Consider the following 16775-nt stretch of genomic DNA (forward strand, 5'->3'; position numbering starts at 1 on the left):
TCTCTAGAAACAAAAGCAGTTTATACCAGACCCGGTACCTCTACCACTTCGTTCACGTCTTTCTCGTAGTCCACGCCTTCCACCTCAAACCCGAAGAGGTTGAAGAAATCGGTGCGGTAACCGGCCAGGTCGCCAATCTCAGAGAGGTTCTCAGTGTTGGCTTGCTCCCACAGGGTGGCCACCTGGGCCTGCACGTCATCGCGCATTTCCCAATCGTCTACTCTAATGCGGCCTTTCTCGTCTACCGCTACTTCGCCACCGGTGTACAGACGCTCTCTGAACAGGCGGTCCATCTGCTCAATGGTACCTTCGTGCAGGCCTTGCTCCTTCATCACTTTGTAGAGCAGCGAAATGTACAGCGGAATCACCGGAATGGCCGAACTGGCTTGGGTTACCAAAGCTTTGTTCACAGAGACGTACGCCTTGCCGCCCAGATCCTTCAAGGAGTCTGAGATGGTGAAAGCGGTGGCCTCCAGGTGGTCTTTGGCGCGGCCGATGGTGCCTTTGCGGTAAACGGCTTCGGTGAGTGACGGCCCAATATAGGAATAGGCCACAGTCACCGCGCCCGGCGCCAGCAGGTTCTCGGCTTTAAGAGCATCAATCCACATGGCCCAGTCCTCGCCGCCCATCACGGCTACGGTGTTGGCAATGTCGTCCTCGTTGGCCGGTGAAATGGACACCTCAGACACTTTGCCGGTATGGAAATCAACGGTTTTGTTGGAGAAGGTCTGGCCAATGGGCTTCAGGACCGAATTGTGAATCACCCCGGTTTTAGGGTGCACCCGGCGCGGCGAGGCAAGGCTGTATACCACCAGGTCTACCTGCCCCAGATCAGCTTTGATCAGGTCCAGCGTTTTCTGTTTCACTTCATCAGAGAACGCATCGCCGTTGATGCTTTTGGCGTAGAGGCCGGCCTCCTGGGCTTTTTTCTCAAAGGCGGCGGTGTTGTACCAGCCCGGTGAACCCGGTTTGCCTTCGGCCGAAGGCTTCTCAAAGTAAACCCCAATGGTGGCGGCGTTGGCTCCAAAGGCGCTGGTGATTCTGGAGGCCAACCCGAAACCGGTGGAAGCCCCAAGCACCAAAACCTTCTTAGGCCCGTCTATAGAACCTTTGAATTTCACATAGTTAATCTGGTTTTCTACGTTTTTAGCGCTGCCTTCTGGGTGGGCGGTTAAGCAGATAAACCCGCGTACTTTTGGTGTAATGATCATGTCAAATGGTTTTCACAGAATACCTCTGTATGGCTATCGTAAGATTTGCAGTCGTAAATTGGGTATTTTTCTTAACAAAACATACCTGCCGCCGCTGTTTAGGCGCCTGTAGGCGGTAAAGCCGCTATTTTCAGGGGCAAAAATAAGAGCTTAGCGCAGTAGCTTTCTACTCTTCCAGAACTTGCCCGGCTTTTCGGCCTTTGCGCTGCCGCAGCCGGTTCAGCAGGAAAATGGAGAGCATGAGCCAGAAGAAACCCGCTCCCCAACCGGCCAGCACATCTGAGGCGTAGTGCACGTTCAGGTATACGCGGCTAAAGCCGATGAGCAGAATCCAAGCCCCCAGAAGCCCGCACAGAAGCCACCGGGCCCAGCGCTGCGGCACGTTGGTCCAGACCAGGTACACCAGAAGTCCCCAGAAAGCGCCCCCAATCATGGCGTGCCCGCTGGGGAAACTGTTGCCGCCCTGCTCCAGAAAGGCGGTTTCGGGCCGGGGCCTCCCAAACAGCCACTTCATGGTCTGGTTGAACAGCGTGGTAGTGGCCGAGATGGCAATGACCTTGAGCGAGTAGAACCGCCACTTCTTGAAAAGCAGGAAAAAAGCCGCCAGCGCCAAAGACCCGTAGATGAGAAAATTCTTGGACCCGAAGAAGGTGATGAAGTACATGACCTGGGTAGTCTCTGGGTTGGCGAATTGGTCAGCCCAGGCAAACGCCGCTTGGTCCAGTTCTTTCTCCTGTTCCACAAACACCACCCGGGTCATCCAGAAAAACAGCAGCGCCGAGCCCACAAACACCAGCCAGGCCACCACCATCTGCCCTGACACCACCGTGAGCGCCATTCCCGCCTTTTTACCCGCCTGCTTCACTTCTTGCTGCATACGCCTTTCTGTATTCTGGGAAGTGTACGCAAAAAAGTAGCCCCAAAGATTCACCGCCGGCACCCGGCAGCGGCTAACCTCCTCAAAATCCGACACTAAGGCTAAAAACGTACCTTGACTATGCTGTACCTGCTGGGCTTTCTGTACCTTGACTTCGCGGGCCGCGCCCAGTTTTTACAGGCGCACGGCCGCCGGCTGGTTTCCAGAAACGAAGGAGAGTATGAAGTGCAGTTGTATTGGACCCAGAATTTCTTTGCCGAAGTGTACTTCTCGCAGACCAGGAACCGGATGGAGAAAATTAGCGCCGTTACCCGGCAACCGGACTTTGAGGCGTACCTCACCCCGTTGAATCTGAACCCGCTGCTGCGCTCCAGACCGGAGTAAAACAAGAAGGCCAGCCTCATATGAAGCTGGCCTTTTGTGCGCAGGGGGAGATTCGAACTCCCACACCCGAAGGCGCTGCCGCCTGAAGACAGTGCGTCTACCAATTTCGCCACCTGCGCATTATTTATCCCCTTCTTGCGTTAGGGTGCACAAAGATACTACTTTTTATTTTTATGCAATACCTGGGGCAAATTTTTGCAAAAAAATTTCAGGAGGTGGGCGGCTGCTCCCCTTTCACCACCGGGTGCAGGTTGCGTTTGGAGAACTTCTCCATGCGGTTGAGCAGGAAAATAGCCAGAATGACCCAACCCAGACCGGCGGCCAGACCGGCCAGCACATCGGTGGCGTAGTGCACGTGCAGGTACACCCGGCTAAAGCCGATGAACAGAATCAGGAGCGAGAGCAGCGTAATGAGCAGAAAACGCCAGGCGGGCACCTCCACGTTCTTCCAGACCAGGTAAATGAGCAACCCATAAAAAGAAGCGCTGATCATGGCGTGCCCGCTGGGGAAACTGAGCCCGTAGGAGTCTACCAGGTGCGGCACCAGCGGCCGGGGCCGGTTGAACAGGTACTTGAGCAGCAGGTTCAGGGAGATACTGCCCACCGCAATCACCGGCACTTTGAGCGAGTACCACTTGTGCTTTTTCACGAACAGGAAATACCCAATGAGCATAAAGCCCGCCCCGGTAATAAAATTGCGCGAAGCCAGGAACGTGATTCCCTTGATGAATTCTGTAAGCGCTGGGTTGGCCCGCTCATCGGCCCAGGCGAAGGCCAGGCTGTCAAAGCGCAGCTCGCGGCCGGGCAGCACCTCGCGGGCCAGCCAGAAAAACAGGACCAGGCACAGCAGGAACACCGCCCATATCACCACCAGCTCCACCGTAAACAGCGCAGAGGCCGCCACAAATTTCCGAATTGCTTTTTTCATAGTGTCTTGTCTACAGCTTTCCGTTTAGCGGCCCTTTTTCAGGAATCAGGCCCAAAACGGCAAGATGCTTAAAATACGTAGCCCCCGCGCCTGGCGTTGGAAATGCCGCCCCATACAACTTAGCGCCCCCAAAACCAGTAAGACCTCTCAGAGCCAGAACAGAATGCTATGAAACCAGAAGAGTTGACCCAACTGATGATGAAGTTGAAAGACAAAAGCCTCTCGCTTGCCTTCGCCGAAAGCTGCACCGGCGGAAGCCTGGCCGCCGCCCTGAGCGAAGCCACCGGTACCGCCGACGTCTTTCTGGGCAGCATGGTCACCTATAACGCCGTGGCCAAAAACAAGGTGCTGGGCGTGAAGAACGAAACCCTCAAACTCTACACCGCCGAGAGCCAGCAGGTGACCAATGAAATGGTGCAGGGCCTCCAGAAGCTCCTCAAAGCCGATGTCTGCGTGGCCGTGACCGGCTTGTTTGGCGAAGGCGGCTCAGAGACCGCCGAAAAACCCGTGGGCACCACCTTCGTCTCCATCCTCTTCAAAGACAAAGTGGAGGAGTACCGCCAGGTCTTCAAAGGCGATGCCCAAAAGATGCGCGACCAAGCTAAGGACTTCATCTTCCAGAAGCTGCAGGAAACCGTGGAGCGGCACTTCCAGCACGAGTAAGAGAAGAACCCTTCACCCTCCCGTTTAGCGGCCGTTTTTCCTAAAACGGGCTTAAACCAGCCATTTGTCATCATTTACCGGTAGCGAGTTGGCGTGTACAGGCCTAGCGTTTTTTGCCTTAATTTGGAAAAACAGCCGCTAAACGCTCAACTCCCTGCCTGCCCATGTCCACTGCTCCCGCCCCAGACTTTGACTTCATTGCCCCCGTGTATGACGCCCTGGCCCAACTGGTGTTTGGCAAGGCGCAGCAAAAAGCGCAGGCGCAGTTTTTGGAGCTAATCCCGCTGGGAGCGCGCGTGCTGGTGCTGGGGGGCGGCAGCGGCTGGCTTCTGGCCCGGCTCCTCCAAAAAAGTAACCCGGCTTATGTGCTGTACCTGGAAGCCTCTTCCCAGATGCTGCGCCAAGCCCGCACCAGATATCAAAACTTTTCTTCGGCCGGGGCCGAGGTGGAGTTCCGGCACGGTACCCAGGACCAACTGCTGCCAGAAGAGAAGTTCCACGTGGTGCTCACGCCCTTCGTGCTGGATCTGTTCACCGCCCCCCAGGCTCTGCACATGATGCAACGGCTAACCCAGGCCCTGCTCCCCGGCGGCCTCTGGCTCCACACCGATTTTTACCTGGCTCCGGAAAAACGGCGACAGATTTGGCAGAAACCGCTGCTGTGGGCCATGTACCGTTTCTTCAGGCAGGTGAGCGGCATTTCGGGCACCGGCTTGCCTCCATTTGAGGCTCTGTTCTCCCAGTTGGGGTTTGTTACCAAGCAGGAAGCCTTTTTCTTCCATTTCTTCATCAGGGCGCAGGTGCTGCAGAAGCCGCTTGGTTCCTAAGCCAGAAGTATTTATCTGGCCAGTAGCTGTTTTTGGCTTTCCTGTGTATCTTGGGCGGCCAAACTCTCCCTTTACATGAAGAAAACCCTCTTCGCAGCTTTCGCCCTTGGGGCGATGGCGTTCATTTCTCCCGCTATGGCGCAGCAGAGCGTCAATTACCAAGTTTCTTTTGAAAACGCAGCCCACCATGAGGCCTCTGTCACGGCTACCTTCAAAGGCGTGCAGGCCCCGGTGCTGGAAGTGCGCATGGCCCGCTCCTCGCCGGGCCGCTACGCGCTGCATGAGTTCGCCAAGAACGTGTACAACATCCAGGTCACCGACGGCCAGGGCCGACCGCTGACGCCTAACCGGCCTAACCTGCACCAGTGGAACGTGGCGGGCCATGACGGAACGGTCACCGTGAAATATACGCTCTTCGCTGACCACCCTGACGGTACCTACGCCGGCGTAAGCCCTACCCATGCCCACCTCAACGCGCCCGCTACGTTTATGTACGCCAACGGCATGGAGCAGGCCCCGGTGCAAATCAGCTTTCGGCCTCCGGCGGGACAGAACTGGACCGCTGCCACCCAGCTGAAGCCAGAGACGGCGCCGTTCACTTTTTCGGCCCCGCATTTCCAGTACCTCATGGATAGCCCCATTGAACTGGCTAATTTGCAGTGGCGCGAGTGGACGGTACAGGACAAAGGCCGAAGCCAGAAAATCAGGATTGGCATGCACCACGGCGGCACCGCCCAGGAACTGGACGAGTACACCCAGAAAGCCAAGCGCATTGTGCAGGAAGCCCAGGCCGTTTTCGGGGAACTTCCCACCTTTGACTTTGGCGAGTACACCTTTATTGCCTGCTACCTTCCCGGCACGCCCGGCGACGGCATGGAGCACCGCAACTCCACCGTGATCACCAGTTCGCGCCCGCTCAAGAATGGCATGAACTCTAACCTAGGTACACTTTCCCACGAATTCTTCCACGCCTGGAATGTGGAGCGCATCAGGCCGCAGAGCCTGGAGCCGTTTAACTTCGCAGACGCCAACATGAGCGGCGAGCTGTGGCTGGCCGAAGGCTTCACCAGTTATTACGGCACCTTGTTGATGGCCCGGGCCGGCGTTACCTCCCAACCCGATTATTTGAAAAGCGCCGGTTACCCAATTCTGGCCGTAACGGTTTCTCCGGGGAAAGACTATTTCTCGCCGGTGGAGATGAGCATGCAGGCCCCGTTCGTGGATGCCTCCCGCTCCGTAGACCCAACTAACCGCACCAATACCTACATCTCCTATTACACCTACGGCAACGCCATCGCCATTGGCCTGGACTTCACCCTACGCACCAAGTTCAAAAACCTGAGCCTAGACGATTACATGCGCCTGCTCTGGCAGCGCCACGGCAAGCCGGAGAAACCGTACACGCTCCCAGACCTGGAGAAAGCCCTCGCTGACCTTACCAAAGACCCCGGTTTCGCGCAGGACTTCTTTAAGCGGCACATTTATGGCAAGGAGATGATTCCGTACGCCGCGTTGGCCAACCAAATGGGGCTGGCGTTACAGTCCTCTAAAAATGCCGTGCTGGGTTGGGAGGGACTTAGATTCCAGAACGACCAGGCTACTATTGCCCAGGGCACCTTCGCCAACAGTCCGTTGTATAAAGCTGGCCTGGACCGGGACGATGCACTCCTCACCCTGAACGGCCAGAAACTCACCTCACAGAAAACCCTGGATAGCCTCTTGACCCACCACAAACCCGGAGACCAGGTGCAACTGGAGGTTCTGCAGCAGGGCACTAAGAAAACGGTGCCCCTTACCTTAGCCCAAGACCCTGACCTAAAACTGGTGCCGTTAGAAAAAGCTTCCAAAACAGAAAAAGCCCGCCGGGAAGCTTGGTTAAGCGGTAAATCAAAGTAAATTTTCAGGTTCCTATTCTGCCGGACGCTCTAAAAGCAATGGACTTTATACAAGGCAGGATTTCCGTTTAGGGGCTGTTTTGGAAAAACAGCCCCTAAACGGAATGGAACCAAGAGACTAAGCGGCCGGTTGTTTCGTTAGAGGTAGAAATACACTATCTTAGTAGTGCCGCCACCTGTGTTTCTCAGGCACGGCATTTCAAAGTAAGACAAATGGCAAAACGATTTTATAGATATACGTTTCTTTTTCTCCTGATCTGGGCAACTACTCTGCTAACGAGTCAGGCGCAGGAACTGGAAACTGGTTTACCATCCGGGGCTGATTCTCTGCACCACACCGCACCCTTTGTTCCACGTGTGAGCTACGGCCTTAACGCGGGCGCGGCATTCAGCAACTTGGGCTCGTTTTCCTATCTGGAACCACGGGTACAGTACCGGGTAAGCCCTCGGTTTCAGGTGTTCAGCAGTTTAACGGTGCTCCAGACCTGGGGCGGTCCTACGTTCAGAACCACTACTCCAGAGGGAACGGCCACTACCTTATCGGGGGCACCAGACCGGCAGTACCTGTTGCACGTGGGCGGCACTTACGCCATGAGCGAACGGCTGCAGTTGAGCGGCAGTGTCTGGAAAGACTTAACCCCTTCCGCCACCAACAGATGGAATGCCAACCCGTTTCTGTACGGTAGGTTTCCTAACCAAGGGTTCCAGTTCCAGGCGCAGTACCAGGTGGCTCCCAACGTGACCATCTCCGGTGGGGTGCGGTACGGCAACGGCGGCCACTACGGGTACGGGTACCCGGGCAGCGGCTTTAACTCTATGTGGGGCTATTAATAAAAAGAGACTTTCTTTATCTGTTTCATAAAAAAGCCTTTCCGCTTGTGGGCGGAAAGGCTTTTTTACGCCCATTGCCGCCGCTCATGCTGCTAATTTTATAAATTGGGCATATCGTTTTTTGGTTATATTTGCCCCATCACCTAACCAAGACAAAACTTATCTTCCCAGCTCACCCATGTCTTCAACCCTAATTCTGGGCATCATTGCCGCTTATTTCTGCATTCTCATCCTGATTTCTTTTATAACGAGTAAAAAAGGCGAATCTACGGACAGTTTCTTTTTGGCAAACCGGTCTTCGCCGTGGTATGTGGTGGCCTTCGGGATGATTGGGACTTCCCTGTCTGGGGTAACCTTTATCTCTATTCCGGGCATGGTGGAAAAAGCGCAGTTTTCTTACCTGCAGCTCATCTTGGGGAACATGCTGGGGTATTTTGTGGTGGCCATGGTACTCATGCCGCTTTATTACCGCCTGAACCTGGTTTCCATCTACACCTATCTGGAGCAGCGGTACGGTTTCTGGTCCTACAAAACTGGGGCGGCATTCTTCCTGCTATCGCGCACGCTGGGAGCTTCCCTGCGTATGTTCCTGGTGGCAGGCGTACTGCAGCTGGCCGTGTTTGACGAACTGGGCGTGCCGTTTGAGGTTTCTGTGGCCATTACCATCGCGCTTATCTGGGTGTATACGTTTAGAGGCGGTATGAAAACCATCATCTGGACCGATACCTTCCAAACCTTGGCCATGCTCATCTGCGTGGGCATCAGTATCTCTATGATCTCCAGCGAGCTGAACCTTTCCTTCCAAGGCATGGTAGACACCATCAGCGAAAGTAAATATTCACAGGTATTCTTCTGGGATGTAAAGGACCCGCGTTACTTCTTCAAGCAGTTTCTTTCCGGTGCTTTCATCTCCATTGTGATGGTGGGTCTTGACCAGGACATGATGCAGAAAAACCTGAGCTGCAAAAACCTGAAGGAGGCCCAGAAAAACATGTTCTCGTTCACCGTAATTGTGATGATTGTGAACATCCTGTTCCTGAGCCTGGGCGCTTTGCTGTACCTCTTCGCTGAAGCCAAGGGCATTGGCCTGCCGGAGAAAGGCGATAACGTGTTCCCGTTCCTGGCCCTGAACCACTTCTCCTCGTTTGCGGCCATCGCCTTTATTCTGGGCATTACCGCTATCACCTATGCCTCGGCAGACTCCGCTTTGACGGCGCTTACCACTTCTTTCTGCGTAGACTTCCTGGATTTCAAGAACCGGCCCGAGACGCAGCGCATCCGATACAAAAACTGGGTGCACCTGGGCTTCTCTCTTTTGATGGGGATTGTGATCATCATCTTCCGGATTGTGAACGACGAAAGCGTGGTGCAGGCAGTGTTCAAAGTGGCCGGTTACACGTACGGCCCGCTGCTGGGGCTTTACTCCTTCGGGGTATTCTCTAACCGTCCGGTGCGCGACAACCTCGTGCCGTTCATCTGTGTGCTGGCCCCGGTGCTCACCTACATCATCAGCCTTAATTCCGTAGACTGGTTCTGGGGGTATGAGTTCGGGTTTGAGGTCCTGATCCTGAACGGATTCCTGACCTTTATGGGCTTATACTCCATCTCCCGCAAGAAAACCGATCTGCTTGACGCCACCACGCCTGTTTAATCAGGTATAAAGAACATGTAAAGGCTTGCGTTTAGGGGCTCTTTTTCCAAAAAGAGCCCCTAAACGCAAGCCTTTTTAAATAAGCCAAATTCGGTTTTGGGCCGTACCTTTGCAGCGCGTTGGTCACACTTTTCCAGACCAGCTTTGTTTGAGGTTATTACGCATGTCTCCACTTCTCACGCTGGGCATCATCATCGCCTATTTCTGCCTGCTGCTGCTGGTTTCTTTTCTCACGAGCAAGAAAGGCGAATCTACTTCGGGTTTCTTCTTGGCTAACCGCAACTCTCCCTGGTACGTGGTGGCCTTTGGCATGATTGGGACCACGCTCTCGGGCATCACCTTTGTGTCTATTCCGGGCATGGTGGAGAAAACCGGCTTCACGTACCTACAAATTGTGTTGGGCTACGTGCTGGGCTACGTAGTGATTGCGCTGGTGCTCTTGCCGCTATACTACCGTCTGAGGCTGGTTTCCATCTACACCTATCTGGAGCAGCGGCTGGGTTTCTGGTCCTACAAAACCGGCAGTGCGTTTTTCCTGCTTTCCCGCACGCTCAGCGCCGCCCTCAGGCTGTATCTGGTGGCGGGGGTACTGCAACTGGCGGTATTCGGGCCGCTGGGCATTCCGTTTGCGGGTACCGTGGCACTCACCATCGCTTTCATCTGGTTTTACACGTTCAGGGGCGGCATGAAAACCATTGTCTGGACCGATACCCTCCAGACGCTGGCCATGCTTCTCTGTCTGGGCACCAGCATCTGGCTCATCTCTGAGGAACTGCACCTTTCGTTCAGCACACTGGTAAGCACCATCACGGACAGCTCCCATGCCACCCTTTTCGTTTGGGATGCCAAAGCGCCTAATTTCTTCGTGAAACAGATTCTGGCCGGCGCGTTCATCACCATTGCCATGACGGGCCTTGACCAAGACATGATGCAGAAAAACCTGAGTTGCCGTAACCTGCCCGAGGCCCAGAAGAACATGTTCTGGTTCACCGTCATTCTGGTGGTGGTGAACGTGCTCTTTCTCTGCCTGGGCGTGCTTTTGTACACCTTTGCGGCGGCCAAAGGAATAGGAGTACCCGCCAAAGGCGATGACGTATTCCCGTTCCTGGCCCTGAACCATCTTTCCTCGGTGGTAGGCTTGGCCTTTATCCTGGGAATCACGGCCATCACCTACGCTTCGGCAGACTCTGCCCTCACCTCTCTGACCACCGCCTTCTGCGTCGATTTCCTGGATTTCCAGCATCGGCCGGAGGCCCAGCGGGTACGTTACAAAAATTGGGTCCACCTGGCGTTCTCCCTGCTGCTGGCACTGGTCATTCTCCTGTTCAAACTCTACAATGACGAGAGCATCATTGCCACGCTCTTCACGCTGGTGGGCTATACCTATGGTCCGTTGCTGGGCATGTACACCTTTGGTCTGCTCACCACAAGAACCGTTCGGGACGGTGCCGTTCCGGTACTGGGCGTTCTATCTCCGGTGTTCACGTACGTCATCAGTTCCCATTCCGCCCAGTGGTTCTGGGGCTATCAGTTTGGGTTTGAGGTGCTGCTGCTGAACGGATTTCTCATGTTTTTAGGGCTCTGGTTCGTTTCAGCCCGTAAAAGTCTGTAGCATTCTGGTTTTACGACCTTCTATGGGCTGCGGAAATCAATGGATATGCCTACCTTTGCGGGTTGCGTTCGCTGTTCAGGCAGAGGAATGCGTTTAGAGCCTCTTTTCTGAAAAACAGCCCCTAAACGTAAACCTGAAAGAACAAGCTTACTATAAACGCACCTCAATCTATACAAACAGGAACTACACTACATGGCAAAAAGAGGATTCGGACCAGGGGCGGCGGCCGGAGGCGAAACAGAAGGTAAAGCCAAATTAAGCAAAGAGAATTTACGGCGCGGTCTTCAGATCTTCAGGTTCCTTCTGCCTTACAGAGGTAAATTTTACATTGGTCTGGTATTTCTGCTTTTTTCCAGCCTCACGTTCATGGCTTTTCCGGCGGTTACGGGCATGCTCATAGACGCCGCCGTGGGCAAACCGGATCTCTGGATACAGGACATTGATTACATTGCCGTACTGCTCTTTGCGGTGATTGCGCTCCAGGGGATTTTCTCTTTTTTCAGGGTCTATTTCTTCGCCCAAGTAAGCGAAAACGCCATCGCCGACATCCGGAAGAGCCTCTACACCCAGTTCATGGGCTTGCCACTCACGTTTTTCGAGCAACGCCGGGTAGGCGAGATCACCAGCCGCATCACCTCAGATGTAAGCTATATTCAGGATGGTTTCTCCATTACCCTGGCCGAGCTTTTCAGGCAGATCACTACCCTACTGGTGGGCATTGGGTTTATCATGTTCATCTCGGTGAAGCTTTCCCTGTTCATGCTGGCCACCTTCCCGGTTCTGGTGATTCTGGCCATGGTGTTTGGCAAAAAGCTGAAGAAACTGTCGCGCAAGACCCAGGATGAACTGGCCGTAACCAACGTGATTGTGGAGGAAACCCTGCAAGCTATTCAGGTAGTGAAGGCGTTCACCAACGAGCTCTTTGAGATTAACCGGTACAAGCAGGCCTTGGGAAGATCTGTAAAAACCGCCATCTCCACCTCTTTCTATCGCGGGGCGTTCATCTCCTTTATCATCATCGGGTTGTTTGGCGGCATTATTCTCGTGATCTGGTACGGGGCCACCTTAGTGCAGCGCGGCGACCTTACATTTGGCCAACTTACTTCGTTCATCCTCTACACCTCTTTTATTGGGGCCTCTGTAGCAGGCCTGGGCGACCTATACGCCAAAATTCAGGTGTCCGTAGGAGCATCTGAGCGTATCCTGGAGATACTAGACCTTCCGCTGGAGCAGCCTGATCTAACGCTGCCTACCCCGGCAGCGGTCCGCTTCAACGGCAACGTACGCTATGAGCATGTGGGCTTCTCCTACCCTACCCGCCCCGACCTCCAGGTGCTACAGAATATCCATTTTGAGATTCGGGCCGGAGAGAAAATCGCTTTGGTAGGCTCCAGCGGCGCCGGCAAGTCGACCATTGCGCAGTTGCTCATGAAGTTCTACAAAGTAGACCAAGGGGCAATCTACGTAGACGGACAGAACATTAACCAACTGCACCTGCACGAGCTGCGCGGCAACATGGCCATTGTGCCGCAGGAGGTACTGCTTTTTGGAGGCACCATCAAGGAGAACATCGCTTATGGCCGCCCAGACGCCACGGAGGAAGAAGTTCTCCTGGCTGCTCAGAAAGCGAACGCGCTGCAGTTCATTCAATCCTTCCCGGAAGCTTTTAATACCGTAGTGGGCGAACGCGGCATTAAACTTTCTGGCGGACAGCGCCAACGCATCGCCATCGCCCGCGCCATCCTGAAAGACCCCGCCATCCTGATCCTGGACGAGGCTACCAGTTCCCTAGACTCTGAGTCTGAGATGCTGGTGCAGCAGGCCATGGATGAGCTGATGAAGAACCGAACCACCATCATCATTGCTCACCGCCTGGCCACCATCAGGAAAGTAGATAAGATCTTAGTAATAGACAAAGGGCAGATTGTGGAACAGGGATCGCATGATGAGCTGGCTCATAATCCAGAAGGGATTTATGCTAATCTACTGAGGCTACAGTTTGAGGCGAAATAAAAGAAAGAGGCATCTAAAGGTGCCTCTTTCTTTTGATGCTGAGCTACTCCATCAACCCTGTTGACGCTTCGAGCAAAGCCTCTCAAAAACATTAAATTCCCCGCCTCATACCTTTACGGACAGTTCATAGTAGATCAATTTCTAGCTACTCTTCAAAAAATTAATTAGAATATAAAGTATCAAGCAAAACAAATTAATCCAAATCTACAAACTAGCAAAGTTGTATATATAAATAAACTACGTAAACACACTTTACACTTTAACACTAAACTCGACGCAATAGAAGCCTGCGATACTAGTCTAGTAAGCAAAGAGTTGTTTGCGATTAGACATTAGCCTTTAGAACATTAGATTTAAATCCATAGCACTCGATTAGTTAGTTCTATCTTACAGAATCAATCCAATGAGTTATGCTCTTGTGTAGCATAAGTATAGTCTAACAAAACATTTCATCACAACTTATACCTCTAATCAAATAGAGAAATAGGTAAAACTCAATATCCCTTAACTGTTGCACCTTTCTGATTATCCATAAATATTCAAAACAAATCCTTTGATTATAGTCATTAGAACTTTAACAAGAAAATTAAAAGCAACAGAAACAAAGTGACTTAAAGAAGATCGACCTATCAGAAGCTGCTAACGTTTTTTATTTCATTTCTCAACAAAAAGCTGTATTATTATGGCTTCATTTACAAACAAAACCTAAACCAACATGAAGAAAATCTTACTATTGAGTCTTCTTTTGTTGTCTGTGTTTCTCAACGAAGCCATGGCACAGACGAAGACCATCACAGGAAGAGTGACTGATGCAACTACAGGAGAAGGCATGCCTGGGGTTACAGTTCAGCTCAAAGGAACCAGCACAGCTGCCCCTACAGATGTGAATGGTGGTTACTCAATTGCTGTTCCTACCACAGGAGGAACACTAGTGTTTTCCTTTATAGGCTACACCAATCAAGAAATAGCCATTGGAAATCAAACCACTATCAATGCCCGTTTAGCCACTGATGCAAGAGCATTAGGTGAAGTTGTAGTAACTGCCTTGGGTATTGAAAGACAGAAGAAGGAAGTAGGTTATGCTGCCACTACTGTAACTGAGGAAGTAATCACACGTGCTGCGCCTGTGAACGTCGCTACTGGTTTACAAGGTAAAGTTTCAGGTTTAAATATCACTACAACTAACAGTGGTGTATTTGAAAATGTAAAGATAAACCTACGTGGTATCCGTTCATTAACAGGTAACAACAACCCTCTTCTATTATTAGATGGTGTTCCTTCTGATATTAACTACTTATCGTCCCTCAACCCGAACGATATTGACAATGTAACTGTACTGAAGGGCTCCTCTGGCGCAGCACTTTATGGTCCAGATGCAAGAAACGGGGTGATTGTAGTGACTACAAAAAAAGGATCACTTGATGAAAAGCCAGTAATTACACTTAGCCATTCTACTCAATTAACCCAAATATCATTTTTCCCTAAGTTCCAAGAAAAGTTTGGTAGCGGGGGCGGAGGAGAATATATTCCTTACGAAAACTGGTCTTGGGGCCCTGAATTTGATGGATCTGAAGTACTGCTTGGAGATCCTCTAGCAAATGGTAATGAGCAAAGAGTAGCTTATAGTGCAAGGAATGACAGAAAGAAGTTTTTTGATACAGGTGTGACTACTCAAAACAATGTCTCTCTAGCCATTAAGGACTTCTATATAAGTTTACAAGATGCGGTTGTAAAAGGGATTGTTCCTGATGACAAAAACCGTAGAACAGGAATCAGATTAAATACTGGCCGTGAGTATGGCAGAGTCAAAGTTGGTTTAAACACTAACTATATCCAGCAAAACTACAATGTGTTTGATGACGCCTCTATGGCTTCCTGGAATAGCTCTAATAACGTAGGATTGAACCAAGGTTTGATGAACCTGATCTTCAACACTCCAGCGCATGCTCCGTTGTTAAATTACAAGGATTTTGAAAACAATGAGTTTGCAACCTACAATAACTACTTTAACCATTATGGAATTAATCCATATTTTGCGTTAGACAACTGGCGTAGAGATGGTAAAAGAGAAGACTTGATTACTAACTTGGACTTAAGCTTTAAAGCAACTGACTGGTTGTCATTAAACTATAGAGCCGCTCTTACTTCTCAAAATATATCTGAAAGAACTACATCTAAAGGTGAAAACCCAAATTCATTTGGATCTCCAAGAGGAGTAAAAACCATTCCTGGAACTGTTTCAGAAAGATCTTTCCGTAATATCCGCCTATCTTCAGAGGCCTTTGCTAATATCAACAAAGAGATTAATGAAGACTTTAAAATAAATGCAGTAGTTGGTACATACGTTCGTCAGGATCAAGCCCGTGACACTAGAGTTGGTGCAACCCAATTAGTAGTTCCAGAATTATTCAACATTTCTAATCGTGTTGGCCAGCTAACAGGTTCTTCTCCTGAGCGAACTTCAAGATTATTCTCTTTATACGGAAGCGTTGGATTAAGCTATAGAGGCTGGGCTAACTTAGAAGTAACAGGTAGAAATGATCAAACTTCTGTATTAGCCATTGGAAACAACTCTTTCTTCTATCCAGGTGTAAGCGGTTCATTAGTGTTAACAGACGCTATTGGTGCTTTACAAGACAACAATATCCTCTCATACTTGAAGCTTAGAGGTTCTTGGAATCAAACAGGTAACGCTGATATTGCACCTTACTTGCTAGCTGCTACCTTTGGTCAGCCTGCCGGTTTCCCTTTTGGTAGCTTACCAGGATTTACAGCCAATAACACTACTTATGACGCTAACTTAAAACCAGAGTTTATTGAGAGCCGTGAGATTGGTATTGAGACTGGTTTCCTTGATGGCAGAATTAACATAGAAGCTACTTATTACAACCAAGACATGGATGACCAGATCATCGATGTGGATGTATCATCGGCTACTGGTTACACAAAAGCATACGTGAATGCAGCATCATTCATCAACAAAGGGGTAGAATTAGATCTGAGAATCACTCCCCTTGTTGAATTAGGTGATGTAAAAATTGATTTCAGAGCAAACGCAACCTATAACACTACTGAGGTTACAAAAATATTTGAAGGACTAGACCAACTGCCAATTGGTGGTTACACAACTGCTGCCAACTATGCTATCAAAGGATATCCAGCATTTGTGTTTAGAGCAACAGACTATAACAGAGATCCAGAAGGAAGAGTGATTGTAGATGCTTCTACAGGAATGCCAACTCAGAATCCAGCTACACAGATCTTTGGACGCACCATGCCAACATGGATAATGGGCTTTAATCCATCTGTTTCATGGAAAGGTATTAATCTCTCAGTATTGGCTGAATACAAAACAGGGCACTATGCCTATCATGATATAGGAAATGCCATGGCTTGGACAGGTGTATCTGAAGCTACAGCAAGTAATAGCCGTCAAAACTTCGTGTTCCCTAATTCAGTGATCTTAGGTGCAGATGGTAATTATGTTCCTAACACAAACGTTACTATCAACGGAGCGGAAAACTTTTACACAGGTATTTACAGAACTGTTGCTAGCAACTTCATCACTAGCGCAGCTTCATGGAGATTACGCGAAGTTGCATTAAGTTATGAATTGCCTTCTAGCCTTATCAGCAGACAGAAGGTAGTGAAGGGAGTATCTGTAGCACTTACTGGTAGAAACTTATTCTTATGGTTACCAAAAACAAATGTTTACAGTGACCCAGATTTCACTTACTCTCCAGGAGAAACTAACTTCGGCACCGGAAACTCTACAGGGGTAACATCTGGTAATCAAGCTGGTATCACCAACTCAACAATCAACCCTCCAGTTAGAACATTTGGAGGTAGCGTTACTCTAACTTTCTAAGGAGCATAAAACCAA

At 50.8% G+C, this 16775-nt stretch carries 12 protein-coding genes and 1 tRNA gene; 9 read left to right on the forward strand and 4 right to left on the reverse strand.

Annotation, left to right across the window (positions count from 1 at the left end):
* Positions 1-20: 20 nt before the first annotated feature.
* Positions 21-1211, reverse strand: coding sequence for an enoyl-ACP reductase FabV (fabV, locus tag EFA69_RS00210; protein ID WP_123131083.1), 1191 nt, complete (start codon positions 1209-1211; stop codon positions 21-23).
* 166 nt (positions 1212-1377) lie between these two features.
* Complete coding sequence (locus EFA69_RS00215; RefSeq protein ID WP_148041210.1) at positions 1378-2088, reverse strand: phosphatase PAP2 family protein; 711 nt, start codon at positions 2086-2088, stop codon at positions 1378-1380.
* A gap of 120 nt (positions 2089-2208) precedes the next feature.
* Here EFA69_RS00215 and EFA69_RS00220 point away from each other — a divergent pair, with 120 nt between their 5' ends.
* Complete coding sequence (locus EFA69_RS00220) at positions 2209-2472, forward strand: hypothetical protein (protein ID WP_123131085.1); 264 nt, start codon at positions 2209-2211, stop codon at positions 2470-2472.
* Between the two features lie 37 nt (positions 2473-2509).
* Here EFA69_RS00220 and EFA69_RS00225 read toward each other — a convergent pair.
* A tRNA-Leu gene (locus tag EFA69_RS00225) sits at positions 2510-2591 on the reverse strand.
* A gap of 89 nt (positions 2592-2680) precedes the next feature.
* On the reverse strand, positions 2681-3400 hold the full coding sequence (locus EFA69_RS00230; RefSeq protein ID WP_123131086.1) for a phosphatase PAP2 family protein: 720 nt from the start codon (positions 3398-3400) through the stop codon (positions 2681-2683).
* Between the two features lie 168 nt (positions 3401-3568).
* Between EFA69_RS00230 and EFA69_RS00235 the strand changes: the two genes are divergently transcribed.
* The 8 genes from EFA69_RS00235 to EFA69_RS00270 all read left to right on the forward strand — a co-directional run bounded on the left by EFA69_RS00235 (position 3569) and on the right by EFA69_RS00270 (position 16760).
* A complete protein-coding gene (locus tag EFA69_RS00235; protein ID WP_123131087.1) occupies positions 3569-4063 on the forward strand; it encodes a CinA family protein in 495 nt (164 codons plus the stop codon).
* 164 nt (positions 4064-4227) lie between these two features.
* The gene (locus tag EFA69_RS00240; RefSeq protein WP_123131088.1) at positions 4228-4890 is read left to right on the forward strand and encodes a class I SAM-dependent methyltransferase; all 663 of its coding nucleotides are present in this window, start codon (positions 4228-4230) and stop codon (positions 4888-4890) included.
* Positions 4891-4965: 75 nt separating this feature from the next.
* On the forward strand, positions 4966-6786 hold the full coding sequence (locus EFA69_RS00245) for a M61 family metallopeptidase (protein WP_123131089.1): 1821 nt from the start codon (positions 4966-4968) through the stop codon (positions 6784-6786).
* A 212-nt stretch (positions 6787-6998) separates the two neighbouring features.
* Positions 6999-7616 carry a hypothetical protein gene (locus tag EFA69_RS00250; RefSeq protein ID WP_148041211.1) on the forward strand — a complete coding sequence of 206 codons (618 nt, stop codon included), beginning with the start codon at positions 6999-7001 and terminating at the stop codon, positions 7614-7616.
* A gap of 178 nt (positions 7617-7794) precedes the next feature.
* Positions 7795-9267, forward strand: coding sequence for a sodium:solute symporter (locus EFA69_RS00255; protein ID WP_123131091.1), 1473 nt, complete (start codon positions 7795-7797; stop codon positions 9265-9267).
* 163 nt (positions 9268-9430) lie between these two features.
* Positions 9431-10879 carry a sodium:solute symporter gene (locus EFA69_RS00260; protein WP_123131092.1) on the forward strand — a complete coding sequence of 483 codons (1449 nt, stop codon included), beginning with the start codon at positions 9431-9433 and terminating at the stop codon, positions 10877-10879.
* A 192-nt stretch (positions 10880-11071) separates the two neighbouring features.
* Complete coding sequence (locus EFA69_RS00265; protein ID WP_123131093.1) at positions 11072-12892, forward strand: ABC transporter ATP-binding protein; 1821 nt, start codon at positions 11072-11074, stop codon at positions 12890-12892.
* Between the two features lie 715 nt (positions 12893-13607).
* Entirely contained in the window at positions 13608-16760 is a 3153-nt protein-coding gene (locus tag EFA69_RS00270; protein ID WP_123131094.1) for a SusC/RagA family TonB-linked outer membrane protein, read from the forward strand.
* Positions 16761-16775: the final 15 nt, after the last annotated feature.

Origin of the sequence: Rufibacter immobilis (assembly GCF_003721565.1) — a bacterium.
Taxonomy (GTDB): domain Bacteria; phylum Bacteroidota; class Bacteroidia; order Cytophagales; family Hymenobacteraceae; genus Nibribacter; species Nibribacter immobilis.